Genomic DNA, 26613 nt, shown 5'->3' on the forward strand with positions numbered 1-26613 from the left:
GCATGATAACTATATTAAGTAAGATATAATGATCATTCAAAGAAATCCGTCAATGTTACCCCACTTAAAGGCACGTACCATATTACTAGAACTTCTGAAAATGATTAGAAGTCTTCAATATTATTTGAAAAATAAAAAATCCGATTAAAATCATATTGTCCTCTTTCCACTTATTTGCAGAAAACTGATTATCGCTTAATGCTCTTCCAATTAACCTCTTATTTAAAATTCTTACTTAAAAGCCAAAACCAACATGGGCTCCACTCCCCTTTTGTATATGATCTGGTAACTAAATGTTTTTATGACAAAAGCTATCATGGAGGATATGAGCTTATCAAAGATTATCGCAACGATCTTTTAAGGAATAAGAATTTGATTGAAGTTACCGATTTTGGGGCGGGCAGTCGGGTATTTAAATCTAATAGGCGACCTGTATTTTCTATCGCTAAAAATGCCGGTATCACTTTACACCGCGCGAAATTAATACACCGACTTACAAAATATCTGAACATAAATAAGGCACTGGAATTAGGAACTTCCCTCGGAATAGCCTCCTCGGCTATTGCTGCCAATAAAAAAACAAGTTTGATCACTATTGAGGGCTGCCCGGAAACATCAAAAGTTGTGAGGAAGCAGATCAAAAAATATGATCTCAATAATATTCAGCTAATGAATACCCGGTTTGAAACCGCTATTTCTCAGCTAAGCCCATATTTAAAGAACAAACAAGAGACAACAGACAACGGACAACCTCCAAACTCCCAACCCCGAACCGACCAGAAATTCGACCTTATCTATTTTGACGGAAATCATCAGAAACAAGCAACTTTAAATTATTTTAAAAAACTTCTTCCCACAGCTCATAACGATTCAGTGTTTATTTTTGATGACATCCACTGGTCACCTGAGATGGAAGAAGCCTGGGAAGAAATAAAAGCGAATCCCAAAGTCCAGGTAACCATAGACACCTACCAATGGGGCCTCGTATTTTTCAGAAAAGAACAGCAAAAACAGGATTTTACAATCAGAGTATAAAACACTTATAATAGAGTTTATTATTTCAAGTATTAAATTTTGAATTCCTTTTATCCCGATAATTGGCGGCCTATCGAAAATTCAGCAAAGAATTTGAAGTGAAAGCACCGTAAAATTTTAGGCTGTTTGAGCAAAGCGAGTTCCTAAAATTTAGGTGCTAAACAATAAATTCAGCTCAATTTTCGTAAGCCTAGATTTTTTTGGTTCGTTTTTTCATCAATGGAAAAAATGAACTGAAACACTCAATTACCAAATTTGTGTAACAAAAATCCTAATTTCACGTCATACAAGTGAAAATTCAGTCTTCATGAGCAAAGTAATCGAGATTCGCAATATCACCAGGGATTTTCCTCTGGGACAGGAAGTGGTTAAAGTTTTAAAAGGCATAGACCTGGATATAGATCGAGGAGAATATGTGGCAATTATGGGACCTTCAGGTTCTGGAAAATCTACTCTGATGAATCTTTTAGGTTGTCTGGATACTCCAACTTCAGGATCTTATATATTAAACGGAAAAGATGCCAGCCAGATGAGTGATGACGAACTTGCCGAGATCAGAAATAAGGAGATCGGTTTTGTTTTTCAAACCTTTAATCTTTTACCCAGAACAACTGCACTTGATAACGTCGCCTTACCCATGATCTATGCGGGGGCTTCAAAATCTGAAAGAGTTGAAAGGGCTCAGGATGTTTTAAGAAGTGTTGGCCTTGGAGACCGAATGGATCATAAACCAAATCAGCTATCTGGTGGACAAAGACAAAGGGTGGCCGTAGGAAGAGCTTTGGTTAATAAACCTTCTATTATTCTTGCTGATGAACCTACCGGGAACCTGGATTCGAAAACTTCGGTAGAGATCATGAATCTTTTTGATGACATCCATGCCGCGGGAAATACAGTGATTTTAGTAACCCACGAAGAAGATATTGCCAAACACGCCCACAGGGTCATTCGACTTATGGATGGTATGGTTGCAAGTGACGAAAGGAAAACAGTACTCAGTGAGCAGGGAGCAGACAGCAGAAGTTAAAAATTCAAATCATATTTTCATAGTCCCTCTTTAACCTATTACTTTTTCAGAATCATTGCGAGCGAAGTAAAACTAAGCGAAGCAATCCTTGATTTTGAAATTTTCGTTGCAAAGCCTGAACCCGGAACTATAAACTCCGAACTTCGTACTTTGAACTTCTAAAAAACTTTATTACCTTGTATTTATTAAGATACTCACAATGATTGATTTAGACCAGGAAACCTGGATTTATCTTGCTATAATAGCTGCTTTTTTAGCTTATTTTCTTTGGAATTCACGCCGCAGTAAAAGGATCAAAAAAGAACGGAAGAACCGAAGTTTCCGAAAAAGATATTTAGCAAGAAAACGGGAAAGCGAAAGTCCATAAATTCCCAAACGCACAACCAAAAACTGATTATTGTCAATTGCTCATTGAAATTGTCATTTCGAGACGAAGCGAAGCGAAGTGAGAAATCTCATCCTAACCTAAAACTTTAAATCCAGAACCAAAACACACAACAGTCCTCAAACAACTACCCCCACCTGCCCGAAACTTTGTATTTTAGCCTAAAAGCTAAAAACATGAAAATTTATACCAAAACCGGGGACAAAGGCACCACCTCATTATTTGGAGGCACCCGTGTTCCTAAACACCATATAAGAATTGAAAGCTACGGAACCGTTGATGAGCTAAACTCACACATAGGCTTATTACGAGATCAGAAGGTTGATAAAGAAACCTCAGAAATGCTGATCGAAATTCAGGATAGACTTTTTACCATCGGTTCCATTCTGGCCACCGATCCCGAAAAACAAAAACTAAAAAATGGCAAAGACCGGCTTAATATCCCTAAGATTTCCGATGAAGATATTGAGAAACTGGAGAAAGCCATGGATAAAATGAACGAAGAACTTCCGGAGATGACACATTTCATCCTTCCCGGTGGTCATCAAAGCGTGTCATTCTGTCACATAGCCCGCTGTGTATGCCGCAGAGCTGAAAGACTTTCTACTGCTTTATATGACATCGAGACCTTTGATGAGAAGGTACTTATATATCTAAACCGACTATCCGACTACCTATTTGTGCTGGCACGGAAGTTGTCTAAAGAACTACATGCCGAAGAAATTCAATGGATCCCAAAAAAATCCTGATTCCTTCTAAATTTTGAAAAATCCTTTGCGAAAATTGCAAAGAATGGCAAAAATTATTATGTTCTTATCATTATTGTATAAATAATAGATTTTTTTCTTGGCTATTACGGCAAAAAAATTATTTTTGCCAAAATTTAAAACCCGATTAATCAATGTATTGGACATTAGAATTAGCATCTTATTTAAGCGATGCCCCCTGGCCGGCAACAAAAGACGAATTAATAGACTACGCAATTAGAACCGGGGCTCCGTTAGAGGTAGTTGAAAATTTGCAGGCAATTGAGGATGAGGGCGACTCATATGATTCTATTGAGGAGATCTGGCCGGATTATCCAACCGATGAAGATTACCTCTGGAATGAGGATGAATATTAAATTGACAACACGCAAAAAATAAGGAAAAGTCTCATTCACGAGGCTTTTTTTTTGCGTAAATTTGAACCCGTTTAAATAAAAAAACCAACATGAGTTTTTTAGATTCTGTATTAAAAGCTTTCGTAGGCGATAAGTCGAAGAAAGATGTTAAAGAAATACAACCCATAGTAAATAAAATAAAGGCTCTGGAGTCTGAATTTGAGGCTCTCAGCCTTGATGAACTCAGAGCTAAAACTTCTGAATTCAAAGCGAAGATCACTGCCGCGACCAAAGAAGTAAAAGATAAGATTATAGCGCTGAATAAAGAAGCAGACGAAACTGATGATATTACCCGTAAGGAAGATATCTATGCTGAAGTTGATGCTCTAAAAGACAAATCTTATGAGATCTCTGAAGAAGTTCTGAATGAGATTCTGCCGGAAGCTTTCGCTATCGTAAAGGAAACCGCCAAGCGTTTCGTAAATAATTCGCAGCTAAAAGTAAAGGCTTCTGCCTTTGACAGGGAGATCTCTGCAGAAAAAGAATATGTGACTTTAGAGGAAGATCACGCTATATGGAACAATTCCTGGGATGCGGCCGGTAAACCGGTGACCTGGGATATGGTGCATTATGATGTTCAGCTTATTGGTGGTGTGGCCATGCACCAGGGAAAGATCGCAGAGATGCAGACTGGTGAAGGTAAAACACTTGTGGCAACCTTGCCTATGTACCTTAACGCGCTTACCGGAAACGGTGTTCACCTGGTAACAGTAAACGATTACCTGGCGAAACGTGATAGTGCGTGGATGGCTCCTATTTTTGAGTTCCATGGGATGAGTGTAGATTGTATAGATTATCACCGTCCTAATTCTGCCGCACGTAGAAAAGCCTATAATGCTGATATTACTTACGGAACAAATAATGAATTCGGTTTTGATTACCTGAGAGATAATATGTCTCATGCGCCGGATGATCTTGTACAGAGACCGCATAACTATGCGATCGTGGATGAGGTGGATTCGGTATTAGTAGATGATGCCCGTACTCCCTTGATCATTTCTGGTCCTGTACCAAAAGGAGATACGCACGAATTCATGGAGCTGAAACCTGCAATTGCCAATATTGTGGAGGTGCAGCGTAAACATCTGGTTAAGGTCCTTGCTGAAGCCAAAAGACTTATCAAAGAAGGTGACACTAAAGAAGGTGGATTCCAGTTATTAAGGGTTTACCGTGGTCTGCCTAAAAATAAAGCACTTATTAAATTCCTGAGTGAAGAAGGTGTGAAGCAATTGCTTCAGAAAACCGAGAATCACTATATGCAGGATAATAATCGTGAAATGCCTAAGGTTGATGCCGAATTGTATTTCACTATTGAAGAAAAAAGCAATCAGATAGATCTTACCGATAAGGGAATTGAATTTCTTTCAGGAAAAGACGATCCCGATTTCTTCGTAATGCCGGAGATAGGAATGGAGATCGCCAAGATCGAGAAAGAAGATCTTACCCCGGAAGAAGAAGCCGAAAGAAAAGAGGAACTTTTTAGAGAATATAGCGTTAAAAGTGAACGTATACATACGCTTCGCCAATTATTGAAATCTTATACCCTTTTTGAAAAGGATACCGAATATGTGGTTATCGACAATAAAGTAAAGATTGTTGATGAGCAGACAGGTCGTATCATGGAGGGTCGTCGTTATAGTGACGGTTTACACCAGGCGATCGAGGCGAAGGAAAATGTGAAGATCGAGGATGCAACCCAAACTTTTGCAACGGTAACCCTTCAGAATTATTTCAGGATGTACCGAAAACTGTCGGGTATGACGGGTACTGCAGTAACTGAAGCTGGTGAGTTATGGGAGATCTACAAACTGGATGTGGTGGAAATTCCAACCAACCGTCCTATCGCCAGAAATGACAAAGAAGATTTGGTTTACAAGACCAAAAGAGAAAAATACAATGCGGTTATAGACCATGTAACCGATCTTTCCAATGCGGGGAGACCTGTGCTTATTGGTACAACTTCCGTAGAGATCTCAGAGCTCCTAAGCCGAATGCTAAAGCTTAGAAATGTACCCCATAACGTTCTGAATGCGAAACGCCACAAACAGGAAGCTGATATTGTTGCGGAAGCTGGTAAATCGGGGATCGTGACCATTGCTACCAACATGGCGGGTCGTGGTACCGATATTAAGCTGAGCAAGGAAGTGAAAGAAGCCGGTGGTTTGGCCATAGTGGGTACAGAACGCCATGATTCGAGACGTGTGGACCGCCAGTTAAGAGGTCGTGCAGGTCGTCAGGGTGATCCGGGAAGCTCACAGTTCTATGTTTCCCTGGAAGACAACCTGATGCGTTTATTCGGTTCTGAAAGGATTGCCAAACTAATGGACCGTATGGGACTTGAAGAAGGTGAGGTAATTCAGCATTCCATGATCTCTAAATCTATTGAAAGAGCTCAAAAGAAAGTTGAAGAGAATAACTTCGGCGTTCGTAAAAGATTGCTGGAATATGATGATGTGATGAATGCGCAGCGTGAAGTGATCTACAAGCGTCGTTATCATGCCTTATTCGGGGAAAGACTTAGAGTGGATCTTGCGAATATGATCTTTGATATTTCAGAATCTATTACTGAAACAAATAAAGCAGCAGAAGATTTCAAGAATTTTGAATTTGAGCTGATCAGGAATTTCTCTATGAGTTCCCCGGTTTCAGAAGAAGAGTTTAAGAAAATGAATGCTCAGAAGTTGGCCGGTGAAGTTTACAAAGCGGCCTATAAGCATTATGACGAAAAGATGTCTAATAATGCTGATCGGGCATTCCCGGTGATCAAGCAGGTACACGAGGACGAAAGAAATAATTTCGAAAGAATTTCAGTTCCTTTTACAGACGGTACAAAAACACTTAGTGTTGTTACCAATCTGGAAAAAGCTTATGAATCTAAGGGTAAACAACTGATCAAAGATTTCGAGAAAAATATTACTCTTGCGATTATTGATGATGCCTGGAAAACTCACCTGAGAAAAATGGATGAGTTGAAACAGAGTGTTCAGCTAGCCGTTCATGAGCAAAAAGATCCATTATTGATCTATAAGTTTGAGGCTTTCGAACTTTTCAAAGTTATGCTTGAAAATGTGAACCGTGATGTAATGTCCTTCCTTTTCAAAGGAGAGATTCCATCTACCGGTGCGCCAAGCATACATGAAGCACGTCAGACCAGATCAAAAGAGCAGGTTGAAACCAAGAAGGAAGAAATTCCAAATATGGATGAAAGAGCCGCACAGAGCAGAGCTGCAGGAAATACGCAACGTCAGCAACCTGAGATAACCGAAACTATTGTTCGGGATCGTCCAAAAATTGGTAGAAATGATAAAGTTTCCATCAAGAATGTAATGAGCGGAGAAACTAAATCGATGAAATTCAAACAGGCTATCCCGCTTCTTGATAAGGGAGACTGGGTACTTGTAGACGAATAGACGTTAGACGTTAGACGTTAGACGTTAGACGTTAGACGTTAGACGTTAGACGAAATTAAAAATCCTGAAGTAAATTAACTTCAGGATTTTTTTATTTATTCTTAAATTCAAAATTATTATATGCGATTTTGTCATTCCGACCGTAGGGAGGAATCTCTTCAAAGTCAGAATTTAAATAATATACTCAAAGCAAAAACAGATGCATAGGTTCAGATTCCTTAGTCACTACATTCCTTAAAAAAATGGAAAAAAAGATTTGGTCATTTCGACCGTAGGGAGAAATCTCAATATTATTAGGATCTCATTTTAATAAGAAATTGAAAATTGATCCTTCCTATTCTCAGAGAATATCCAGATATATAGTGCTTTACAATTGATACTCCCTATCCAAAAACCTTTTTAAAAATGGTATCTCCAAAAAGAATAAAGCAACAAAGCCAAAAGCGATCTGCATAGTTCTTGAAAGATCAATCTTGGGCATATCCATCAGATAAGGAAAATCAAAGTTCAAATAATTAGAAAAAGAAACATCGGCATATAAAAATGATAACCCGCTCATGGAAATAAAAATTATAGCAGCAATACTTAGCCAACCTGTTTTTGAAATTAGCGGTTCATAAGGCCTGATCTTAGCATTCCTTGCCTCGACTGTCTTCATGACACGATTTTTAAAATCTGCTGAAGGTTTTTCAGGGCCTGCTTCATTTAGCAACCTCTTTATCAGCTCGTCTTCTCTGTTAAATTGCTTTTCCATTCTTATTTGATATTTCCGGTTTAATGTAGCCTTGCAATAACGAAAATAGCTTTTTCCGGCTACGATACAATTTAATCTTTATGTTGTCTTCCGTTAAATCGGTCACTTGCGCGATCTCTTTTACAGATTGCTCATCGAAATAATACAAACTAATGATCGCCGCCTCCTCTTCCGGTAATTGTGCAACACATTTTTGTATAATACTGCTTCTCTCTTCACTCAGCATAAACTCCAGTCCGTTCTCTATATGGTCCAGACTATCCTCAGTGATTTCCTCATTTATTTCATAAGTCCTGTGTCTCCTGTTCAGTTTAATCCTATCCAGGCTTTTATGATAAACGATCCTGTAAAGCCAGGTTGAAAATTTAGATTCTCCACGAAAAGTGGATAATGAATCATAAGCTTTAATAAAACTATCCTGGGCAACTTCTTCAGCTTCTTCAGAAACTTTTAAAATTCTAATAGCGATGGTGAACACAAAATTTTGATAACGATCTACCAGCTCCCCAAAGGCATTGGTATTGCCATTAAGGACCTTGTCAATCAAATATTGGTCAGTGTTCTTGATCATTATTACTTAAGACGACCACTTTCAGGCATCGGTTACAAAAGATTCTAAAATAAATTTACGCTTTTTTGTAACCGGTTTAGAGATCATGACGTCCTAATAGCAAACGAACATTATTTTCAAATTAAAAACTAAGAAATCATGGGATCAGAAGTTATTGTTTTACCAGTCATTTTCGGAACACTTTTCGGGATATTTTATTTATACATCTCTGCCAGAAACCGGGAACGCCTCGCCCTTATTGATAAAGGAGCCGATGCCAGTATTTTTTACAGCAAAAAGAAACATGTAACCCCGGTTTGGAAGGTCATTGTATTAAACCTGGCTTTACTACTGGCAGGCATAGGAGTTGGGATTTTTATCGCCAACTTCCTTAGCATCAACATGAACGTGGATGAAGAGGTGGCTTACCCGGGAACTATTTTCCTGTTAGCAGGAATTGGATTATTTGCGGGATTCTTTGCCACTAAAAAACTAAATAAAGACGCTTAAGTTTTTGTCAAATTTCATCACAGGACTGTCTAAAAAGTTAATTCTGAAAGTCATTACGAACGAAGTGAAGTAATCTCTAATTAGATTACCAGTAATTTGGAGATCGCTTCGTACTTCGCAATGACAGATAAATTAACTTTTAGATGGTCTTTTTTATTTGTAGTCATGACTAAAGGATTTTTACTAATTTTAACATTGATAACCAATCAAACTAATCAATGAAAAAATTCTCAATTGAAATCAAGTGGGGAATCATCTTTACAATCATTTCTTTATTATGGATGTTCCTGGAAAAAGGTCTGGGCTGGCATGATGAAAATATAGCGCAACATGCTATATATACCAATCTCTTTGCTATTGTGGCGATTGCCCTTTATGTGATCGCTTTGCTGGATAAACGAAAGAATTTCTACAACGGAAAAATGACCTGGAGCCAGGGATTTATTTCAGGAATTGTGATTAGTATAGTTGTCGCGATCTTATCTCCTTTAGCACAATATATCACCCATGAATTTATTACGCCTGATTATTTTAATAATGTAATTGAATATTCCGTTGAAAACGGTGCGATGAGCAGAGCTGCTGCAGAAGAATATTTTAATCTGACCTCCTACATCATACAGTCTTTCTTCTTTGCTTTAGTAGTGGGGGTAGTAACTTCTGCTATTGTAGCGTTTTTTGTGAAAACAAAAAAGGCTTAGCTCACTAATGAACAATAGATTTTTACTACTATGAAATGACGGTTAAATGCCACTCAGAGCGGAACGTAGTCAAGCGAAGAATCTTTTCAAGAGATATCTTTTAAACTGAAGATTCCTCTTTTCGCCGGAATGACAAACCTCAGGAATTACAACCGTATTTCATTCAGAGCGAAACGTAGTGAAGCGAAGAATCTCTCTGAGGGAAATGCTTCAAACCAAAAACTCCTCCTTTCGTCGGAATGACAATTCCCTCGAATGAACAGAGCGCAACGTAGTGAAGTGAAGAAATCGTATTCTATTTTTTCCTAATTTGGGATTATGAAAACCTTCGGGACACATAATTATTATGTTTATATTTTAACGAATAAAAATAAAACTGTTCTTTATACTGGAGTTACCAATAATTTAAAAGATCGGTTGTATCATCATAAAAATCCCGAAGCAAACACCAAAGCCTTTACTGCAAAGTATAGTTGCTATTATCTTGTATATTATGAACATTTCTTTGAAATAGATACCGCTATCAATCGGGAGAAAGTAATAAAAGGTTGGTCTCGACAAAAGAAAGATAATCTCATTACAAACTTTAACCATACTTGGAAGTTCTTAAACGATAGTATATGAAATTCTTCTTCGTTTGTCATTCAAAGCGCAACGCAGTGAAGCGAAGAATCTTTTCCAGACAAATCCTCTAAACTAAAGATTCCTCCTATCATCGGAATGACGACACTCAGAAATGACAGGCGAATGTTATTCAGAGCGCAACGCAGTCGGAAATTCATCAAACAAAAGATTCCTCCTATCGTCGGAATGACAACCCAGAAACTTTTTTTGAAATTATATCTTCAACAACAAATTAGGATCCGGGCAATTCTTTAAATACATGTCCAGGTCTTCTTTTTTGACCACTCCTGGATAATCGCCAATTTTATCATGCATTTCTTCCATCACTTGAAAATGCAGATGCGGGGCATAATCACCATTCTCATTAAAATCTCCTAACTCGGCAAGCCTATCACCTGCCTTTACCTCTGTCCCAATCTTTAAATTATCAAGGGATTTCCTGGAAAGATGACCGTAAAGGGTATAAAATTTTCTTCCATTTAGCTGATGCTCAAGAATAATGGTGGGTCCATAATCGCCGAAATTAGCATTATCCTGGTAACTGTGAATTTTCCCATCTAACGGACTAATAATTTCTGAAAAGGCAGGCACCCAGACATCCAGGCCAATATGAATATTACGGTTAGCTTCTGTATTATTGAAAAGCTGACTTCGGTTATATAAAGTCCTCAATTCATTATAACCACCATAGGCTGCCTTGGATTCTCTATTCCTAAGATATTCATCTATGAAAATGGAAAATGCTTCCGAAGAAGCAACTTCAAGTTTTAGAAGATCAGGATTATTTTCTGAAAGATCTATATACGCGTAATCCTCCTGTGTATAATTCCCTCCTATTACGGGAGTGAAACCGGAGGTTAATTCATTTAAAAAATCAGAAAAACTTTGCATCGCATTCAACTTAAGAAAGCCAAATGTAACAGCTAAGTTTTAATTTATCAATACATCGCTAAAATTAGCTTTTATAGTGATATTGGAATTTCCTTCCCTCGATTTATTATATCCGTTAAGGATCTCATTATCATAAGATTTGGTAGACTTCAATTTCAAACCTGAAGGATGCTTTATGGAACTTTGCATCCCGTTAAAACTAAAATTGAAAGCTGTATCAGGTAAATTCAACTCAAGATCACTATTTTCAAGACTGATATTTAAAGTTTCAAAATCTGCCCCCAGATTATTAATGTCAAGCTTTCCAAAAGAACCGGTTAATACCCCGGTCTTTTGAAGTTCATTGATCACCACATCACTGGAATTGGAATTCAGCTTAATGCTTACCGCCTTATCTATATGGCAGTTCTTTACAAAGTCAGTAGAAAGAATCCCATAATCCCAGAAAGCCACCTTTACCGGGGTATAAGAGGCCTTTATATTGGTGTTTTTTCCGGATATTCGGTTAGCTGAAAGCCGACTGTGTGACAGATCGGCCTTCAGGTTTTTTATAGTACTTCCCAGTTTAAGCTCGCCGTGACGAACATTAAGTTCCAGTTTTGCATCTTTTGGGATCTTTAGTTTGATGGTTTTTTTGGATTTAATCCCTTTTCCATTTTCCATAATGAATACAGAATTTTCACCACTTTCCATCTGGGCTTCGAATTGTTTTCCAAACTGTTCGCCCCAGGCTTCCATTTTTTTACCGAATTCTTCTCCCCATACTTCCATATCTTTTTCAAAATCCTTGCCCCAGGCCTCCATTTTCACTTCATATTCTTTCTCCCATTTTTCAGAATTCTTCTCCATCTCTTTTGCCCATTTTTCCATTTTGACTTCGTATTCCTTTCCGAATTTCTTCTCAAAATCTGATTCCCATTTCTCAAGGTATTTGTCACCATCCTTTTTATAGGCTTCATAATCGAATTTCATCCCTTTCATATCTTCAGCAAAACCTGGCGGAAGTGGATTTTCAGCGATATTGTTCAGTATCGGTCCTACGAGATTTTCCATTAAAGGACCTAACATTTCGGGTAATTCAGATAAGGCGGGTTGTAATTGGGCCATCCCCAAATCCATGTCCATATCCATATTCCAGTTCACACTCCCGCCAGATTCAATGTTTATCTTTCCATTGGAAGCTGAAGTTTCAAGCTTCCAGGAATCCAGGAGTTTTTTTGTCATCTGTTTATCCCCTGTATCTCCTTCAAGATAAGCTTCAATCTGCACTTCGTTCCTGTCCCAGTTTTCGATGATGATGTTGGTATGGCGGGAATCGAGTTCTACATTCACATCGGGTGAAGTTTTATAGTTTTTGCTCAGCTTTTTTGTTTGAGCAAAACTTCCCGCTGTGATAAAAAACAGTGATAGCATCACATATTTAAGCCTGATAGTTCTCATATCTGTTGTCTTTTGATTGTTTAATTTCATTTAATTTTGTTTTCAATTTTTTAAGAAGATCCAGTCTCAGCTGTAAGTTCGCGATCATCGCTTCCACTGTTTCCTCATTTAAACCGGTTTCCTGAATTTCAGCATTCAACGCTATATATTCTTCATTCAGGGTTTCCAGTTTCTTCATAAATGCATCTATAAGTTCTTTGTTAGCCGGAGTCATTTCCAGCTTGGCCAGTTGAATATTCACACTCGCCATATAATAATCTTCTATTTTTTTGAATTCAGGTGAAACGTCACTCAACCTGTATTCGGTAGCTGGAACACTCTTATCTTCAACAGGTTCTTCTGCCGGTGTTTCCACAATTTGATGGTTATCCTGAACCGGGTTTTGATCATTATTGAATAAGAAGAAAGCACCTATTCCCAGGGCAACGACGATCACTGCAGCTATCTGAAGAAAAGAACTGTAATTGCTCTTCTTCTCTGCGGGTAGTGCCTCTTCCAACCTGGCTTCAAATCTTTTTTGATGCCCCATGCTAAGCTTTTCCTTTCCTACCTGTTCCTCCTTGCGAAACATCTCTCTAATATCCTGTCCCATTGCTTAATGTTTTAAGTTCTTCCTGTAATTTCTTTTTCCCTCTATGCACCAGTGTTCTGGAGGCTACTTGTGTGATATTCAAAATTTCACTGATCTCTTCATGATCGTAACCTTCTACCAGAAACAGCATCAGGGGATATTTATATTTTTCGGGCAACTTCTGCATTTTCTTTTTTACTTCTTCCACACTCACTCCATCTTCCACCTCCCAGTTATCTTCATCTTCTACCGTTCCCAGGGTCTGCTCGTTTATCGCGACTAATTCCAGTTTTTTTGCTTTCAGCTTGTCCAGACATTTATTGATAACGATTCGTTTAAGCCAGGCCCCAAATGTTACCTCTCCGTTAAACTGATGTAATTTTGCAAAGGCTTTAATAAACCCTTCCTGCATTGCATCTTCTGCCTCCATGCTATCTTTCATAAATCGCAATGCCACATAATACATCCCGTCACAATATTTGTTGTACAGCTGCAACTGAGCCCGCCGGTTGTTCTGTATACAAGCTTCTATTAGCTTATGCTGTATCAATTTAATTGGTTTTTGATGGGTTAGTTCACTTTAAAGACGATACTAAAAGTCTCGCGTTGCAAAAATTCCGAAAAAAATTTCAAATTCATTTGATATTCATACATTTAAAATTAAAATCTGCCTGGTTATCAATTATGGCTGAATTTTTGAAAAGTCTTTTTTCTAAAAAAAATACGATGAGCAGAAATACTAAGCTTATACTTAAAATTGGAGGGATTGTTGTCTTTCTTGGGCTTATTATAGTTTTTATTTTAAGATATACCACCAAGGCCCATAGTCCTCAGGATACCATAATCTATGAGCAAGCTGATCTAAAACTTGAAGTTTTCTATAACAGGCCTTATAAGAAAGACAGGGAAATTTTCGGGAATCTTGTTCCGTATAATGAAGTATGGAGAACAGGAGCTAATGAAGCGACTACTTTTGAAACCAATACAGATATCCTGGTGGATGGTAGTTTGCTGGAAGCTGGAAAATATACTTTATGGACAATCCCCATGGAGAATAGCTGGAAGATTATCTTTAACTCAAAAATGTATCCCTGGGGAATAAACCTGGATAAAGAAGCCTACCGTGACTCTAAATTTGATTCGCTTGTTTTGGAAAGACCGGTGGAAGAACTGGATTCTGTAATTGAGCAGTTCACCATTCTCTTCGAACAAAATGGAGAATTTGTGAATATGGTCCTGGCCTGGGATGAAACCAGTGTAAGTGTGCCTTTAAAAACAGAAGAGGCGCCAACAGGCACCTCTTATACTGAATAATATTTAACTTTCTATTCGTCTAAAAGTAAATTAAGAGTAACATCTATATTGTCCCTGGTAGCTCTGGAATAAGGACAGATCTCATGAGCTTCATTTACCAGCTTTTCACCTGTCTCAACATCTACTCCCGGAATATAAGAATCCAGGGTTACTGAAAGCTGAAGGTTTCCAGACTCTGTTTGCCCTAATTTAACTACAGCAGTAACGCTATATTCGCCAAGGTCTACCTTATGCTTTTTAGCAACCACCTCTAAAGCGCTGCCATAACAGGATGAATATCCCGCCGCGAACAGTTGCTCAGGATTAGAATAGTCTCCGCCTTCGCCGCCCATTTCTTTGGGCATTTTAAGCTCCATATCTAGAATACCATCTTCACTGCGAGTATGTCCATTACGACCCCCATGAGTAGTAACTTTAGTTTTATACAAATTCTTCATTGCGTAAAATAATTTAAGTAATTTAGTTTGCTTCAATATACCAAGCATTTGAGGATGCCTGAAACGAGAATTCATAATTTTGTCATAAATATTCAGCCCTATTTTGAGTAAAGAACAACAAAAATCAGCTTTAAGCGAGTCTGGAAGTAAACCTGCTTCAGCAAATGTTAGTCCCGAATCTGCCAAAAAGATCAGGAATTTCAGGAAGAATAAATTTTCTGAAAAAGATCTTTTAAAAGATTTATTGGAGGGAAATAAAACTGCTTTGGGAAGAGGTATTACACTTATAGAAAGTAACCAGAAAACTCATCAAAAACAAGCTGAATTTCTTATTGAAGGAGCCTTACCTCATGCTCACCGGTCTATTAGAATTGGAATAACAGGAGTGCCTGGTGTGGGAAAAAGTACTTTTATTGAAAGCCTGGGTTCTTACCTGATAGATCAGGGGAAAAAGGTGGCTGTACTTGCTGTGGATCCAAGCAGCTCTGTCTCTCACGGAAGTATTCTTGGAGATAAGACCCGAATGGAAAAACTGGTCACCAAATCCAATGCTTTTATAAGGCCTTCCCCCAGTGGTGATTCATTAGGAGGAGTTGCCAGAAAGACCCGAGAAAGCATCCTTCTTTGTGAAGCTGCTGGGTTCGACGTGATCCTGATCGAGACGGTGGGAGTTGGACAAAGCGAGACTACCGTTCACAGTATGACCGATTTCTTCTTATTATTAAAGCTCGCCGGTGCCGGGGATGAATTACAGGGAATTAAAAGAGGAATTGTAGAAATGGCCGATGCGATCGTGATCAATAAAGCAGATGGAGAAAATCAAAAACCAGCCAGGGAAGCCAAACTTGAATTTAACCGGGCGCTTCAACTTTATCCTGCTAAAGAAAGTGAATGGAAACCTGAAGTAAAACTTTGTAGTGCATTATACAACGAAGGCGTTTCTGATATCTGGAATATGATCACTGAGTTTAAAGCCAAGGTAGATGAGAATGGATTTTTTCAGCATAATAGACTAGAACAGAATAAGTTCTGGCTGTATCAAACTATTAATGATTACCTGAAAAGCAGGTTCTATGAAGACACCAAAATAAAGACTGCTTTAAAGGAACAATTAGAACTAATTGAAAAAAATCAGACCACAGCCTTTGCCGCAGCAAAACATCTGTTAAGCCTGGCCTAGATCTTTCTTTAAAATTTTTGCGATAAGGAATTTTCTAAGCAGATGAAGGAGGTATCCGAATATTGCGCCTATCAACATTCCGGTAATTACATCGCCGGGATAATGAACTCCCAGGTAAATTCTACTATACGAAACTACTACCGCCCATATTAGCAGAAATACAAAGAGTTTAGGATAGTGCTTTTTAAATAGAAGACTTAAGAAAACCGCTACTCCGGTAGAATTCGCTGCATGTGCCGAAAAATAACCAAATCTTCCACATCTTTCCGCGACAAACCTCGCATATTCCATCACTCCTTCCTGCCGGCAGGGTCTGGGTCTTTCAAAACCGTGTTTGAATAAATTAGCCAGTTGATCTGTAGCCGTTATCAGTAATGTTATCACTACCATCGTGATCAAAGTAGGTTTCCAACCGAATTTTCTAAAGATCAGGTAAAGTAATATGGCATATAGAGGAATCGCCATCCATTTATCGCTAATGGTAATCCAAAGCCAGTCCCAGGTCTCTGAACCAAGATTATTCAGAAATAAAAAAAGCTCCCGGTCTAATTCGGCTAATTTCTCCATTTAACTGTCTTCGTATCTGTTCACTTCGCGATCGTAAAACTCATTTGCCTGAGTGATCAAGGATTCTGCCTCACTGGAAAGTTCTTTTTCATCATCCTTATCAAAATCTTCCAGCCACTCCACCTCATCATCTTTAAGGTCTATAATGAATCTTGGAAATTCGGTATGAATTACGAAAATTGATTCCGGAAGGTCGGTATTGTCACCTAGTATAAATTTTGGAAGTTCCATATATATTTTATTATGCTATTAAAGTTTCTTTGGTTCGAATTAGTTTTCGGCTTAAGTAATTAAAGCGGAAATATAACAATATTGCCGAGGATGTCAATCCTGCAAGTAATCCAAGCCATATTCCCATGCTGCCTAACTGATCTGCCTGACCAAAATAAAAGCTTACCGGAAAGCCAATGATCCAATAAGAAATAAAACAGATCACCGTAGGGATTTTCACGTCCTGCAATCCTCTCAATGCTCCCAGGATCACTACCTGTATTCCATCACTTAGCTGAAATAAAGCTGCGATAATTAGCAATTGAGCGGCCAGAGAGATCACCTCCACATTATCTATGTAGAAGACCGGCAAAATATCTTTCAGGAGAATAAAAAGAATGGCAAATACGGCCTCAATAAGAAAGACCAGGAGGAAAATAGAATATCCTATCCTTCTTAACTCACGGTATTTCTTTAAGCCAACCTGATTACCTACTCGAATAGTTGCAGTTACCCCGAGACCTACGGCAATCATAAAGGTCATAGAAGCAAGGTTGAGAGCAATTTGATTTGCTGCCTGGGGATTAGTTCCCAGGTTACCAGCTAAGAAAATAGTGCCTGTAAAGATGGCCACCTCAAAAAGCATCTGTAATGCCGTAGGAAATCCTAAAGAAAGAATTCTTTTAAAAATAGACCACTGCAACATTTCTTTTTTAGACCATTTGAAGTACTCAATAAACTTGGATTTTCGTCTTAATATTTCCCAGACGAACCAAAGCATAAAAAATCTGGAAATCAATGTTCCCCAGGCTGCTCCTTCCAGTTCCAGTCTTGGAAAAAACCAGACCCCATAGATAAGTAAATAATTAAATACCACGTTCACAACATTGGCAAGAATGGTAGCGTACATGGCGTAGCGGGTTTGTGACAGCCCGTCTGCAAATTGCTTAAATGCCTGAAAAGCCATCAATGGTAACATTGATAAGGCTACGATATTGAGATAAGGAATTGCCAGTTCTACCACTTCTTCCGGCTGATCTAAATAATAAAGAACAGGTTTTGCAATTAAGAGAAGGATAAAAAGAAGCAACCCATTAATAGTGCTAAGAATAAGCCCGTGATGAAAATAACTTCTTCCGCCTTCGAGATCATCGGCTCCATCAGCTTCAGCAATCAAAGGCGTGATCGCAAAAGAAAAACCAATTCCCATGGACATGGCAATAAAAACCAGTGCATTTCCAAGAGAAACAGCGGCCAAAGGCGCGGCCCCCAACTGCCCTATCATCAGGTTATCTACCAGCCCCACCATAACATGACCCAGCTGTCCAAGCATAACAGGATATGCGATATGAAGGTTTTTACCGAATTCTTTGGTGTAGGCTGAAAGCTGCAAAACTAAATTTTAGGTCTGCAAAGGTAGATGCTTTAAGTTTCTTTTAAAGCGATAATAATAAAATCTTTTAAGCCGATTGGAACTAATCGGCTAGCTCAGAGGTTTCTTTATTTATATTATTAAAACCGTATTTGTCTACCAAAAAAACCAGGGAAGCCATGGTGGCGGCACCTAATTCAAGTTCTCTTTTATTCACTTTATCAAAGGTATCATTTGCGGCATGATGATAATCAAAATAACGCTGGGAATCGGGTCTTAGACCAGCCAGTACAATCTTCTCATCCTTAAGCGGATTAATATCTGCACCCCCGCCGCCTCTTTCAAAATAGTGAATCAAATAGGGTTTGAATAATTTTTTCCAGGATAGGATTTTTTCAAATTGAGCATCTGTAGCAGTGATCCCAAAACCTCTGGGGGTAAATCCGCCGGCATCACTTTCCAGCGCAAAAACATGATCTTCAGACTTTGATTTTGCCACCTCAGCATATTTATTACCGCCACGTAAGCCGTTTTCTTCATTCATAAAAAGAACCACTCGTAAGGTTTTCTTCGGTTTATATCCAATTTCCTTGAATAATCTAAGTACTTCCATAGACTGCACCACCCCGGCTCCATCATCATGAGAACCGTCACCAAGATCCCATGAATCCAGATGGCCGCCAACTACCATGATCTCTTTAGGATTTTCAGATCCGGTAATCTCACCAATTACATTATAAGATTTCACATCTTCATGATTCTCACAATTCATCCTGAAATAAAGCTCCAGGTCCTTTTGAATTTTCAGAATTCCGCTTAAATATTTAGCATCGTTGGTGGAGATGGCAGCTGCCGGAATTCTTTTATTTTCAGGCGTATCGCCATAACTCATGGAGCCAGTATGAGGAAAATCGTCCATTCTTAAATTCATGGACCTTACGATCACCCCTACCGCGCCATATTTCGCAGCTTCCTCTGCCCCCGAATATCGCTGATCTACACAGCCACCATAAGCATCGAAAGTTTGAATAAGATCGGCGCGCATGGGCCGGTTATAAAAAACGATCTTTCCTTCTATATTTTCCCTGCCGTATTCTTTTAATTGTTCTAAACCCTGTACCTCAATCACCTTCGCTTTGGTTCCACCCGCCGGGGTAGCAATAGAACCACCAAGGGCTGTGATATTTACATTTCGGGTTACTCCAGGAGCCGTTTGAACATAAGCGAACTCTCTTTCGCCTCTGGTCCATTTTGGTACCATCACCGGTTGTAACCAGACCTTATCCAGTCCAAGTTTTTCAAGCTCTGCTTTGGTATATTCCACGGCCTGTTGCGCATTAAAAGAACCTGATAATCTACCTCCAATTTCATTAGATAAATGATCCAGCCAGTTATAAGATTTCCCGTTAAGGAGGGACATGTCGTAAATTTTTCTAATATTGAGAGAATCTGCAGTATAATTGGTCTGTGCGGATACAGTTATTCCCGAAAGGATCAGGATGAGAAAAAGACAGAATGATTTCATTGGACTACTAATTTTGCCGCTAATTAACAGCATTTTTTTAATTTATGCGAAGTCTGATTAATTCTTTTCATGTTTTAATTGTGCCCGGTATTCATCAATATTCTTCTTAATTTCGGGAGCTAATTCAGGTTCCTTAACATCATCATACTTTTTAAGTTCTGAATAAAGAATATTTGCTACTAAATACCTGGCGGTATCTTTATCATCAGCAGGAATTATATACCAGGGCGCTTTTTCAGTAGAAGTCCTATTGATCGCATCCTGGTAACAATACTGATATTTATCCCATAACTCCCTTTCTTTTAGATCTCCGGGAGAGAATTTCCAGTTCTTATTAGGTTTATCAAGTCTTCTTAAAAGCCGCTGCCGTTGCTCCTCTTTGGAAAGATGAAGAAAAAATTTAAAAATGATAGTTCCATTTTCGGCAATATGGTTTTCAAATTCTTGGATCTGTTCAAATCTCTTATCCCAGAATTTCTCGGTTATATCATTTTTACTATTAATTCCGGGTAAATTTTCACTGAGAATATAGCCTGGATGAACCCTTGTCACCAAAACATTCTCATAATGCGTTCGGTTAAAGACCCCAAACTTACCTCGTTCTGGCAAGGCTATATAATGCCTCCATAAATAATCATGTTTTAATTCCTTTTCTGAAGGCACCTTAAAACTATGTACTACCACTCCCCGACTGTTGAAATCCTTAAAAACTTCTCTGATCAAACTGTCTTTCCCCGAAGTATCCATTCCCTGCAGACAAATAAGTACGGAGTATTTTTTATGGGCATAAAGTATATCCTGCCAGTCTCCAAGATCTTTCCTGATTTCCTTCATTTCATCCTTGATCTTATCTTCAGATGCATTAAGATCAATTTTTGTCGCGGTCTTATGCAGATCTATATTTTTTACAACTTTAAATGCTGAATATTTTACTTCTTTCATACCTAAATATATTCTCCCCTCAATATACAATCTTTATAAGAGTTAATTTTTTTATCTTCGCAGGAAATAATTTTTCAGCTTGGACAAACTCGAAAGAAAAGATATAATACAAAAGGTTACCACACTTTTGAAAGAGATTCCATCTTCCATGGATATTGTAAAAAAAGATGGAAAGACCGATAAAAGATTTGAATATCTGGCTACACATATGGTAGACAAGGCTATTGAAAAAGATGCGCTTATCGTTTCTGAAAATCGCCAGGGAATTGCAATTCTTTTTAAAACCAGCAAGAAAGACGATAATATTTGGAAAGATCTATGGGCGCAATTAAAACTTGTGGTGAATGTCACGGGTATTAAGAATGCACTGGATATTTTAAAAACACAAAAATATATTAAGAATCAACGCCCCCAGGAAGGAGAATATTTATACTGCTGGTTTTGGGGAATTCTTAAAGACTCTCGTGGTGCAGACACCCAGGTTGGAAAAGACATGAAAGATATTTTTTTCAGGACCGCTCATGATACCGGACTGGAGCTATATGCAGAAACCCGCGGAAGAACGAATGCTATCGTTTACCAACGGGTTGGTTTTGATCTTTTTCATGAATGGGATCACCCAAGTGGTGACACCATGTATTTTCTAAAATATAACCCAAAGAATCCTAGAAACAAGAGACCTTAGAACCTGCTTCCAAAGAGTTTTACGTCTTCATCGCTAATCTCTTTGCCTCCGAGAATAAATAATCTCTCTACGACATTTCTAAGTTCACGCACATTTCCGCGCCATTCGCTTTCTTTTAGCACCTTTATAGCATCTGCCGTAAATTCTTTTTTATTAGTTCCCTGCTCCTGGGCGATCTTTTCACTAAAATAATCAACCAGTAGCGGGATATCGTCTTTTCTATCTTTCAAGGCCGGTACTTCAATGAGGATCACCGCCAGCCTGTGATAAAGATCTTCTCTAAAATTATTCTCTTCGATCTCCTTTTTAAGATCTTTATTAGTCGCGGCAACTACTCTAACATCTACCTTGATATCCTTATCACTACCTACTCTTGAAATCCTGTTTTCCTGAAGTGCTCTAAGGACTTTTGCCTGAGCTGAAAGACTCATATCTCCAATCTCATCAAGAAATATGGTTCCTTTATTTGCTGCTTCAAACTTCCCCGCCCTATCTTTATTGGCCGAGGTAAAAGCTCCCTTTACGTGACCAAAAAGTTCACTCTCGATCAATTCTGAAGGGATGGCCGCACAATTCACTTCTATCATGGGTCCTTTAGAACGATCACTTTTTTGATGCAGCCAGTGTGCAACCAGTTCTTTCCCCGTACCATTTGGCCCGGTAATTAAAACACGGGCATCGGTATGGGCCACCTTTTCAATCATATCCTTAATATTATGAATCGCATCAGATTCACCAATCATCTCATAATTTTTGCTCACCTTCTTCTTTAGTCTTGTATTTTCAACTACAAGTTCTTTTCGGTCTAAAGCGTTTCTAACTGTATTGAGGAGACGGTTAAGATCTGGTGGTTTCGAGATATAATCAAATGCTCCGATCTTCATGGTATTTACAGCGGTATCAAGATCACCATGACCTGAGATCATGACTACAGGAATTTCCGGCTTTATCTTTTTTACTGCTTCCAATACCTCAACACCATCCATTTTTGGCATTTTAATATCGCACAGGATAAGATCAAAATCTTCATTCTTAACCAGTTCCATTCCTTCCAGTCCATCTTCAGCTTCTGTCACTTCATAATCCTTACTTTCTTCGGTTAGGATCTTATTAAGAACCCTTCTTATCGATGCTTCGTCCTCTATTAATAGAATTTTTGCCATTATAATATTGTAAATTTTAATCCGCTTCTAGCGTAAAATGTGTTTGTTTCGTTGATGGTATAAATATTATTCCTGTCTGCGTCCCTGAATCTTATATCATTTATTAAAGTATGCCCTCCATAGACATAAAACTTTAGATGATCTGTAAAACTAAATTCATATCCCAGTCCGCTTAAAAGAATGGTCATAGACATACTTTCTGCAATGGGATCATTTGTATTATTTCCAGGAGTGGTATCAAAATTATTCTGAATATTAGAGAAAAAACCATCCAGGGTTAGAAATAACTGAACTTCCTGCCTGCCATTAAAATAATACTTTAAATTGGATTTTGGAATCCCAAGCATATAAGACCATTTCTCATCCCATCTTTTATAGTAATTCACAATGGGCAATGGAAAAGGAAAGCCGGTGGTGGTAGAATACTGTAGCCCGAGAATAAGTCTCCACGGCTCATAATATCTCTCGTCTTCTTTTATTTTAATAAAATATACTGCACCGGTATAAATAAGATCATCCTGTAAAATATCAGACTGCGCGAAGTTAGAGGCCAGCTTTACGCCTCCTTCAGCCCCAAACCTCCATAAATCGTTCATTTTAAAGGTGTAACCCAGAGAAGCCGTAAAGCTCTGAAATCTATCCAGGTCCCGGGTATCAAACACTTCAGGATCTTCATATTTAAACTGAACATTACGATATTCCAGACCTGGGATCAAATAGGAGCCCTCTTTTTTTAAAGCAATAGGAAAGGCCACCTGCGCCCGCATTCTGCGGAAGGAATTATCAGAATTTTTCTGAGGGAAATAGGTATACTCCAGTCGTGCCAGATCTGTCGACTGACAAAAAGCGCTCAGGCTAAATAATAAAAAGAATAATAATGACAGTTTTTTATACATCATCGCTCAATTCATCAGTGTTCTCTCTCCCTCTTGGATAGAACATATGTACATCTCTTTGCGGGAACGGAATGGTGATATTGTTCAATCTAAACTTGTTATTGATCTTAAATCTCAATTCACTCTTCACTTTAGGATCCACAAAACTATCTGATATGTAAAAGTGCAGACCGAACAGTAAAGCGGAATCTCCAAAATCTTCAAAAAGCACAAATGGTTCAGGTTTTTTCAAAATCCCCTTTTGCTCCCGGGCACATTCCAGTAAAACTTCTCTTACTTTCTCAACATCACTTCCGTAGGCAACACCTACTTTAACCACTTCTCTCGTGGTCTTATGATTTTGAGTGTAATTATAAACGGTATCACTTATGAATTTATGATTGGGAATGATCATTACCTTGTCATCCCTGGTAAGCGCCCTGGTAGTTCTGAGCTTGATCTCAAAAACCCTGGCTACCCTGCCTTCGAGTTCAATTACATCTCCAACGAGCAAAGACTTATCCAGGATTATAAAAATACCTCCAATTACATCCTGAAACAATTCCTGAAGTGCAAGACCAAGACCCACGAATAAGGCCGCAGAAGCTGTTAAAAGTATGGTAACATCAACACCCGTGGAACTTAAGGTGATGAGTATGACCACTACATACACAAAGTATTTAATGAACTTAAATACACTTATGAATTTCATTTTATCTTCCTCCATCAATTTGGAGGTGATAAAAGATCTAATAACCCTAAGAACTATACTGGTAATCAGGAAGGTTGATACTATAAGAACAATTAATCCTACAGTTATTTTTATTTCTTCACTACCAATATTGTAACTGAAACCGGCATTCCAGAAATCTTTTATAAGACCCCAAATGTCCTGTTCAATTACTTCCGTAACTTTTTCTGTAGCTGATTGATCCTGCATACTTAATATTTAAGCCATTTATACAGTTCTTTATAGCTAGGCTTTTTCCCATACATCAATATTCCCACGCGATATATTTTTGCTGATAACCATAATATACCAAAATTAGTGGCTATTAAAACGATTATAGATGCAGTAATTTCCCACCATGGTACGCCAAATGGAATTCTCATTAACATTACAATTGGTGACGTAAAGGGAATTATTGAGAATATAGTTGAAACCGTCCCGTGAGGATTTTCCACTACCGAAAAGAAGCCTACATATATCCCAAGAATGAGAGGTAAAATTATAGGAAACATAAATTGCTGGGTATCTGTTTCGCTATCTACAGCTGCACCAATGGCCGCGTAGATTGCACTGTATAGGAAATATCCTCCCAGAAAATAGATCACAAAGAAGACCAGTAAACTTGCATAGGGAAGTTTAAGGATGTCTATAACCAGTTGGTTTATCTCAGGCCTTGCCGCACTTTCGATGGCTGCTGAAGCCGGTGATTGTGCAGCATAAGGATCTATCCCCAGAAAAGATGAAATACCCCATAGCAATACGGTTCCCAGAATAACCCAAACACTAAATTGCGTCATCCCCGCTAGTGAAGTACCCAATATTTTTCCCAGTAATAATTGAAAAGGTTTTACTGATGAAACTATGATCTCAATGATCCGGTTGGTCTTTTCTTCAATCACACTCCGCATCACCATATTCCCGTAGATAATAATAAACATCATCAATAAATAACCGGCCGCTCCCCCAAAAAACATTTTGATGTAATTGGACATTTTTGAGCTTCGTTCACCAGAAAAATTCTGGATCTGTACATTTACATCTGCCCTTGCCTTATCAATTTCCGAAACATCTATTCCTTTGGCGATAAGCTGCTCCCGGGTTAATTTATCTGAAATTGTTTTTTCTATATTTTCAATGGTTCCAAAGCCCGGGGTATCTTTTCCGAAAAATTCGATATCTGCTGGTTTTCCTAAGCCCGGCTCTATATCTGAGATATGGATAAGTCCATAATATTCATTATCCAGAACTTCCTGTCGTGCCTTTTCCAAAGGTTTTTTTGAAAAATCTAAATACTGCACCTGTTCTCCATCCTTAAATTCGGTGGCGAACATTCCGCTTTCATCATATATCCCAATGATCTTTTGCTCTGTGCTATTTAACATGCTCAGATAAGCGATAAGCAATATCATCCCCACAAAGATCAACGGACTCAGAAAAGTCATCACAATGAAGGTCTTATTTTTAACCCGCGCCAGGTATTCCCGGTTTATGATAAGTCTTAAATTACGCATTTTGAGTCACGGTTTTAATGAAAATATCGTTCACTGAAGGAATTACTTCTACAAAATGATTGATACGAGCCCGGGTAAGTAAGAACTGGATTAAATCATTGGAAGATTCATTATCCTTTAATTTAATAGTTAATTTCAGATCATTCTGAATACTTTTATAATTCGCCGATCCTACCTGAAAGCGGTCTTCCAGCTCACGTTTTAAGGTAGGTTCATCTACAGCGTCCAGCCCTACCTCAAAAGTATTGGATTTATAGGCTTTTTTTATATCTGAAACTTTCCCATCCAGTAATTTATTGGATTTATGAATGAGGGCGATATATTCACACAGTTCTTCTACGCTTTCCATACGATGAGTGGAGAATAAAATCGTGGCTCCCTCTTCTTTCAGCTGCAGAATCTCGTCTTTAATAAGGTTCGCATTCACGGGATCAAATCCACTAAAAGGTTCATCAAAAATGAGCAATTTAGGGCGATGTAGCACAGTAATGACAAATTGTACCTTTTGAGCCATTCCTTTAGAAAGTTCCTGTATCTTTTTATCCCACCAGCCTTCAATTTCCAGTCTTTTGAACCAGAATTGCAGTCTTTCTTTAGCTTCAGCCCGGGTTAAGCCTTTCAGCCTGGCCAGATAAAGCGCCTGTTCACCCACTTTCATAGATTTGTAAAGCCCTCTTTCTTCCGGCAGGTATCCAATATGAGCGATATCATCTGGATGTAACGGCCTGCCGCCTAGATAGACCTTACCTTCATCGGGCATGGTGATTTGATTAATAATACGCAGTAAAGTGGTCTTCCCGGCCCCGTTGGGTCCCAGAAGTCCAAAAATACTTTCCTGAGGGATATTTATTGAAACATTGTTGAGTGCAGTAAAATTTCCGAAGCGTTTATAGATATTCTCCGCAACCAAAAGATTTTCCATATAGTGTATTGTAGAAGTTTTAAAGATATAGAAATAGAAAGAGAGTATAAGTCTATTAAGAGGATTTTATAATTTTCAAAACCTCTCTAAAAACAAAACCCACCCTTAATAAATTAAGGA

28 protein-coding genes are annotated in these 26613 nt (G+C 38.4%); 11 read left to right on the forward strand and 17 right to left on the reverse strand.

The features are described from left to right. Nucleotides 1-198 precede the first annotated feature (198 nt). From LGQ90_RS08750 to secA, 5 genes are all read left to right on the forward strand, one after another. On the forward strand, nucleotides 199-1035 hold the full coding sequence (locus LGQ90_RS08750) for an O-methyltransferase (protein ID WP_229340198.1): 837 nt from the start codon (nucleotides 199-201) through the stop codon (nucleotides 1033-1035). 307 nt (nucleotides 1036-1342) lie between these two features. After that, nucleotides 1343-2062 (forward strand): ABC transporter ATP-binding protein, encoded by a 720-nt coding sequence (locus LGQ90_RS08755; RefSeq protein ID WP_229340200.1) that lies wholly within the window; start codon nucleotides 1343-1345, stop codon nucleotides 2060-2062. A 561-nt stretch (nucleotides 2063-2623) separates the two neighbouring features. Beyond that, entirely contained in the window at nucleotides 2624-3196 is a 573-nt protein-coding gene (locus tag LGQ90_RS08760) for a cob(I)yrinic acid a,c-diamide adenosyltransferase (protein ID WP_229340202.1), read from the forward strand. Between the two features lie 152 nt (nucleotides 3197-3348). Next, nucleotides 3349-3570 (forward strand): DUF2795 domain-containing protein, encoded by a 222-nt coding sequence (locus LGQ90_RS08765; protein WP_008272287.1) that lies wholly within the window; start codon nucleotides 3349-3351, stop codon nucleotides 3568-3570. Between the two features lie 89 nt (nucleotides 3571-3659). Beyond that, a complete protein-coding gene (gene secA / locus LGQ90_RS08770; RefSeq protein ID WP_229340204.1) occupies nucleotides 3660-7019 on the forward strand; it encodes a preprotein translocase subunit SecA in 3360 nt (1119 codons plus the stop codon). Between the two features lie 367 nt (nucleotides 7020-7386). Here the strand turns inward: secA and LGQ90_RS08775 are convergent, their stop codons facing one another. Both LGQ90_RS08775 and LGQ90_RS08780 read right to left on the reverse strand, forming a co-directional pair. Next, nucleotides 7387-7773 (reverse strand): hypothetical protein, encoded by a 387-nt coding sequence (locus LGQ90_RS08775; RefSeq protein ID WP_229340207.1) that lies wholly within the window; start codon nucleotides 7771-7773, stop codon nucleotides 7387-7389. Continuing rightward, nucleotides 7757-8344, reverse strand: coding sequence for an RNA polymerase sigma factor (locus LGQ90_RS08780; RefSeq protein WP_229340209.1), 588 nt, complete (start codon nucleotides 8342-8344; stop codon nucleotides 7757-7759). The genes LGQ90_RS08775 and LGQ90_RS08780 overlap by 17 nt, the downstream gene beginning before the upstream one ends. A 138-nt stretch (nucleotides 8345-8482) precedes the next feature. Here LGQ90_RS08780 and LGQ90_RS08785 point away from each other — a divergent pair, with 138 nt between their 5' ends. The 3 genes from LGQ90_RS08785 (at nucleotide 8483) to LGQ90_RS08795 (ending at nucleotide 10158) form a co-directional block, all read left to right on the forward strand. Beyond that, nucleotides 8483-8833 (forward strand): DUF6249 domain-containing protein, encoded by a 351-nt coding sequence (locus tag LGQ90_RS08785; protein ID WP_229340211.1) that lies wholly within the window; start codon nucleotides 8483-8485, stop codon nucleotides 8831-8833. 218 nt (nucleotides 8834-9051) lie between these two features. Continuing rightward, nucleotides 9052-9534: a DUF4199 domain-containing protein gene (locus LGQ90_RS08790; protein WP_229340212.1), complete on the forward strand. Its 483-nt coding sequence runs from the start codon at nucleotides 9052-9054 to the stop codon at nucleotides 9532-9534. 318 nt (nucleotides 9535-9852) lie between these two features. After that, on the forward strand, nucleotides 9853-10158 hold the full coding sequence (locus tag LGQ90_RS08795) for a GIY-YIG nuclease family protein (RefSeq protein WP_229340215.1): 306 nt from the start codon (nucleotides 9853-9855) through the stop codon (nucleotides 10156-10158). Nucleotides 10159-10371: 213 nt separating this feature from the next. On the opposite strand, the gene LGQ90_RS08800 is transcribed toward LGQ90_RS08795, so the two are convergent. Genes LGQ90_RS08800 through LGQ90_RS08815 form a run of 4 tightly spaced genes read right to left on the reverse strand, consistent with a single transcriptional unit; the run spans nucleotide 10372 to nucleotide 13610 of the window. Then, a complete protein-coding gene (locus tag LGQ90_RS08800) occupies nucleotides 10372-11049 on the reverse strand; it encodes a peptidoglycan DD-metalloendopeptidase family protein (RefSeq protein ID WP_229340217.1) in 678 nt (225 codons plus the stop codon). Between the two features lie 39 nt (nucleotides 11050-11088). After that, nucleotides 11089-12519, reverse strand: coding sequence for a DUF4097 family beta strand repeat-containing protein (locus tag LGQ90_RS08805; protein ID WP_229340219.1), 1431 nt, complete (start codon nucleotides 12517-12519; stop codon nucleotides 11089-11091). Continuing rightward, on the reverse strand, nucleotides 12470-13081 hold the full coding sequence (locus tag LGQ90_RS08810) for a hypothetical protein (RefSeq protein WP_229340221.1): 612 nt from the start codon (nucleotides 13079-13081) through the stop codon (nucleotides 12470-12472). Before LGQ90_RS08810 ends, LGQ90_RS08805 begins: the two co-directional genes overlap by 50 nt. Continuing rightward, nucleotides 13065-13610 (reverse strand): RNA polymerase sigma factor, encoded by a 546-nt coding sequence (locus LGQ90_RS08815; RefSeq protein ID WP_229340223.1) that lies wholly within the window; start codon nucleotides 13608-13610, stop codon nucleotides 13065-13067. Before LGQ90_RS08815 ends, LGQ90_RS08810 begins: the two co-directional genes overlap by 17 nt. Nucleotides 13611-13786: 176 nt before the next feature. Here LGQ90_RS08815 and LGQ90_RS08820 point away from each other — a divergent pair, with 176 nt between their 5' ends. Then, nucleotides 13787-14374, forward strand: a complete 588-nt coding sequence (locus tag LGQ90_RS08820; protein WP_229340226.1) for a DUF2911 domain-containing protein — start codon at nucleotides 13787-13789, stop codon at nucleotides 14372-14374. Nucleotides 14375-14385: 11 nt separating this feature from the next. Here the strand turns inward: LGQ90_RS08820 and LGQ90_RS08825 are convergent, their stop codons facing one another. After that, nucleotides 14386-14811 carry an organic hydroperoxide resistance protein gene (locus LGQ90_RS08825; protein ID WP_229340228.1) on the reverse strand — a complete coding sequence of 142 codons (426 nt, stop codon included), beginning with the start codon at nucleotides 14809-14811 and terminating at the stop codon, nucleotides 14386-14388. 103 nt (nucleotides 14812-14914) lie between these two features. Here LGQ90_RS08825 and meaB point away from each other — a divergent pair, with 103 nt between their 5' ends. After that, a complete protein-coding gene (gene meaB, locus LGQ90_RS08830) occupies nucleotides 14915-15991 on the forward strand; it encodes a methylmalonyl Co-A mutase-associated GTPase MeaB (protein WP_229340230.1) in 1077 nt (358 codons plus the stop codon). On the opposite strand, the gene LGQ90_RS08835 is transcribed toward meaB, so the two are convergent. The 5 genes from LGQ90_RS08835 to LGQ90_RS08855 all read right to left on the reverse strand — a co-directional run bounded on the left by LGQ90_RS08835 (nucleotide 15977) and on the right by LGQ90_RS08855 (nucleotide 20607). Then, nucleotides 15977-16558, reverse strand: coding sequence for a phosphatase PAP2 family protein (locus LGQ90_RS08835; protein WP_229340232.1), 582 nt, complete (start codon nucleotides 16556-16558; stop codon nucleotides 15977-15979). The two genes, meaB and LGQ90_RS08835, sit on opposite strands and share 15 nt — an antisense overlap. Continuing rightward, complete coding sequence (locus tag LGQ90_RS08840) at nucleotides 16559-16789, reverse strand: hypothetical protein (protein ID WP_229340234.1); 231 nt, start codon at nucleotides 16787-16789, stop codon at nucleotides 16559-16561. A gap of 10 nt (nucleotides 16790-16799) precedes the next feature. Continuing rightward, complete coding sequence (locus LGQ90_RS08845) at nucleotides 16800-18161, reverse strand: MATE family efflux transporter (protein WP_229340236.1); 1362 nt, start codon at nucleotides 18159-18161, stop codon at nucleotides 16800-16802. Between the two features lie 82 nt (nucleotides 18162-18243). Beyond that, nucleotides 18244-19665: a M20/M25/M40 family metallo-hydrolase gene (locus LGQ90_RS08850; RefSeq protein WP_229340238.1), complete on the reverse strand. Its 1422-nt coding sequence runs from the start codon at nucleotides 19663-19665 to the stop codon at nucleotides 18244-18246. 57 nt (nucleotides 19666-19722) lie between these two features. Further along, on the reverse strand, nucleotides 19723-20607 hold the full coding sequence (locus LGQ90_RS08855) for a PPK2 family polyphosphate kinase (protein ID WP_229340240.1): 885 nt from the start codon (nucleotides 20605-20607) through the stop codon (nucleotides 19723-19725). A gap of 79 nt (nucleotides 20608-20686) precedes the next feature. On the opposite strand from LGQ90_RS08855, the gene LGQ90_RS08860 reads away from it, so the two are divergent. Beyond that, entirely contained in the window at nucleotides 20687-21292 is a 606-nt protein-coding gene (locus tag LGQ90_RS08860; RefSeq protein ID WP_229340242.1) for a hypothetical protein, read from the forward strand. Here LGQ90_RS08860 and LGQ90_RS08865 read toward each other — a convergent pair. Genes LGQ90_RS08865 through LGQ90_RS08885 form a run of 5 tightly spaced genes read right to left on the reverse strand, consistent with a single transcriptional unit; the run spans nucleotide 21289 to nucleotide 26493 of the window. Then, nucleotides 21289-22455: a sigma-54-dependent transcriptional regulator gene (locus LGQ90_RS08865; protein ID WP_229340244.1), complete on the reverse strand. Its 1167-nt coding sequence runs from the start codon at nucleotides 22453-22455 to the stop codon at nucleotides 21289-21291. The two genes, LGQ90_RS08860 and LGQ90_RS08865, sit on opposite strands and share 4 nt — an antisense overlap. Next, the gene (locus LGQ90_RS08870) at nucleotides 22455-23351 is read right to left on the reverse strand and encodes a DUF6268 family outer membrane beta-barrel protein (protein WP_229340246.1); all 897 of its coding nucleotides are present in this window, start codon (nucleotides 23349-23351) and stop codon (nucleotides 22455-22457) included. Before LGQ90_RS08870 ends, LGQ90_RS08865 begins: the two co-directional genes overlap by 1 nt. Continuing rightward, nucleotides 23344-24270, reverse strand: coding sequence for a mechanosensitive ion channel family protein (locus LGQ90_RS08875; RefSeq protein ID WP_229340248.1), 927 nt, complete (start codon nucleotides 24268-24270; stop codon nucleotides 23344-23346). The genes LGQ90_RS08870 and LGQ90_RS08875 overlap by 8 nt, the downstream gene beginning before the upstream one ends. A 2-nt stretch (nucleotides 24271-24272) precedes the next feature. Then, nucleotides 24273-25571 carry an ABC transporter permease gene (locus tag LGQ90_RS08880; protein ID WP_229340250.1) on the reverse strand — a complete coding sequence of 433 codons (1299 nt, stop codon included), beginning with the start codon at nucleotides 25569-25571 and terminating at the stop codon, nucleotides 24273-24275. Beyond that, nucleotides 25564-26493, reverse strand: coding sequence for an ABC transporter ATP-binding protein (locus LGQ90_RS08885; RefSeq protein WP_229340253.1), 930 nt, complete (start codon nucleotides 26491-26493; stop codon nucleotides 25564-25566). Before LGQ90_RS08885 ends, LGQ90_RS08880 begins: the two co-directional genes overlap by 8 nt. Nucleotides 26494-26613: the final 120 nt, after the last annotated feature.

This window comes from Christiangramia sediminis (assembly GCF_020552705.1).
GTDB lineage: Bacteria > Bacteroidota > Bacteroidia > Flavobacteriales > Flavobacteriaceae > Christiangramia > Christiangramia sediminis.